Origin of the sequence: Vibrio sp. V10_P2A27P122, from assembly GCF_963874335.1 — a bacterium.
GTDB lineage: Bacteria > Pseudomonadota > Gammaproteobacteria > Enterobacterales > Vibrionaceae > Vibrio > Vibrio anguillarum.
Genome location: NZ_CAWNHY010000208.1, coordinates 1 through 2,367 on the forward strand (window position 1 = coordinate 1; position 2,367 = coordinate 2,367).

Here is a 2,367-nt window from a genome sequence, read left to right on the forward strand (position 1 = left end):
CCATAGCACAGTACCGGAATGCCGATTTTATCGACCACTTCAGTCAATTGATAAACTTGCTCTTTGGTTAAGAATTGGCACTCATCAACCAAAATACAGTGACGCTTTTGTTGCTCGTGCAGTGCGTTAATCTCATCATACAAATTCGTTTCAGCAGTAAAAAGCTGGGCGTCTGATTCCAATCCTATTCTTGAGCTGACTTTACCAACACCATAGCGGTCGTCGATGGCAGCGGTATAGATCACGGGCGTCATACCACGCTCTTGGTAGTTGAAAGAAGATTGTAGAAGAGTGGTTGATTTACCTGCATTCATCGCAGAGTAATAGAAATACATTTGAGCCAAAAGAGAGATTCCTGTCACTAAGTCAATTGGCGAGAGAACAAGGTTCACTCAAATAAAAAAGGATAACCCTACGCGGGGGCAAAAAAGAGGGTGACTTTCGCCACCCTGCTACCGTTGCGTTTATTGCGCTTTTTCTTTTGCGACCGTCACCGCAATCGCCAACTCTTCGAGCGACGCTGGGTTAGCCAGACTCGGTGCATCCGTTAGCAAACAAGCGGCTGCGGTTGTTTTAGGGAAGGCAATCACATCGCGAATATTTTCCGTACCACACAACAGCATCACCAAACGGTCAAGACCGAATGCAAGACCTGCGTGTGGTGGCGTACCAAATTTCAGCGCATCCAATAGGAAGCCAAATTTCAGTTGTTGCTCTTGCGCATCGATACCTAAAATATCAAACACCACAGATTGCATTTCAGCATTGTGAATACGCACCGAGCCACCGCCCACTTCATAGCCGTTTAGTACCATGTCGTAAGCATTTGAATTTGCAACCGCTGGGTTGGTTTGCAGCTCTTGCGCGGTTAAGTTAAGTGGCGCGGTAAATGGGTGATGCATAGCATGCAAGTTACCTTCGTCATCTTCCTCAAACATCGGGAAATCAACAACCCATAGTGGAGCCCATGAATTTTCATTGGTGATCGCCAGATCTTTACCCAATTTCAAACGCAGCGCACCCAAGGCTTCAGTCACCACTTTTATTTTATCGGCACCAAACAAAATGATGTCGCCAGACTCAGCGTGAGTGCGTTCTAAAATACCTTCCACAATGTCAGCCGAAAGGAATTTCGCGACCGGAGATTGAACACCCTCTAAGCCAGCAGCGCGGTCATTGACTTTCATCCACGCCAAACCTTTCGCGCCATAAATACCAACAAACTCAGCGTAGCTATCAATTTGCTTACGAGTTAATGCCGCGCCACCCGGTACACGAATAACCGCAACGCGTCCTTTAGCATCATTAGCTGGGCCAGAGAAAACATTGAAATCCACATCTTTCACAAGGTCTGCAACATCAACCAATTCCAGTGGGTTACGCAGATCCGGCTTGTCGCTACCATAGCGACGCATCGCTTCGCTGTATGGCATCACAGGGAAATCGCCTAAGTCTACATTTAGTAACTCAAGCCACATATTGCGAACCATTTTTTCAGTCACTTCACGCACTTGGTCGGCCGTCATGAATGACGTTTCAATATCGATTTGAGTAAATTCTGGTTGACGGTCAGCACGTAAATCTTCATCACGGAAACATTTTACGATTTGATAGTAACGGTCAAAACCTGACATCATCAGCAACTGTTTAAACAGTTGTGGCGATTGAGGAAGTGCATAGAAACTGCCTTTGTGCACACGACTTGGCACTAAGTAATCACGCGCCCCTTCCGGCGTTGCTTTCGTCAAAACTGGCGTTTCAATATCGAGGAAACCGTGTTCATCAAGGAAGCGGCGTACAAAGCTAGACGCTTTAGCGCGCAGCTTAATACGATCACTCATTTCTGGACGGCGTAGATCTAAGTAACGATATTTTAGACGTTGCTCTTCTGAGTTCTTTTGGTTGAAATCCAGTGGTAAAACATCACTGCGGTTGATAATAGAAATCCCACTCGCGAGAATTTCTACTTCGCCAGTCGCCATCTCTTTATTGATTTGACTTTCTGGACGCGCGCGTACTTCACCAGTTAGCTTAATGCAGAATTCATTACGCAGTTGATTAGCTACTGCAAATACATCCGCCATATCTGGATCAACCACCACCTGAACGATGCCTTCACGATCTCGCATATCAATAAAGATAAGACCGCCTAAATCACGACGGCGATTAACCCAGCCGCACAACTCCACAGTTTGTCCTGCGAGGGACTTGTTCAGGTGACCACAATAATGGCTACGCATAATGAATTTCCCAATCTCTAATTAGTTATCAATTCTAAGCCGCTCAGCGTCATTATCTGAGCAGCGCAAAGTTCCGTTTATACGCTGAAAGATGTGCAAAATCGACCTTCCAGAATACAATTTGTTG

Annotated in this window: 2 protein-coding genes; both read right to left on the reverse strand. The window is 45.9% G+C overall.

The annotated features are described in order from the left end of the window. A partial coding sequence (locus AACQ17_RS08795) for a thymidine kinase (protein WP_141201468.1) occupies positions 1–344 on the reverse strand: 344 nt, incomplete at its 3' end. Positions 345–464: 120 nt separating this feature from the next. Continuing rightward, entirely contained in the window at positions 465–2,240 is a 1,776-nt protein-coding gene (aspS, locus tag AACQ17_RS08800) for an aspartate--tRNA ligase (protein WP_094147087.1), read from the reverse strand. Between the last annotated feature and the right edge of the window lie 127 nt (positions 2,241–2,367).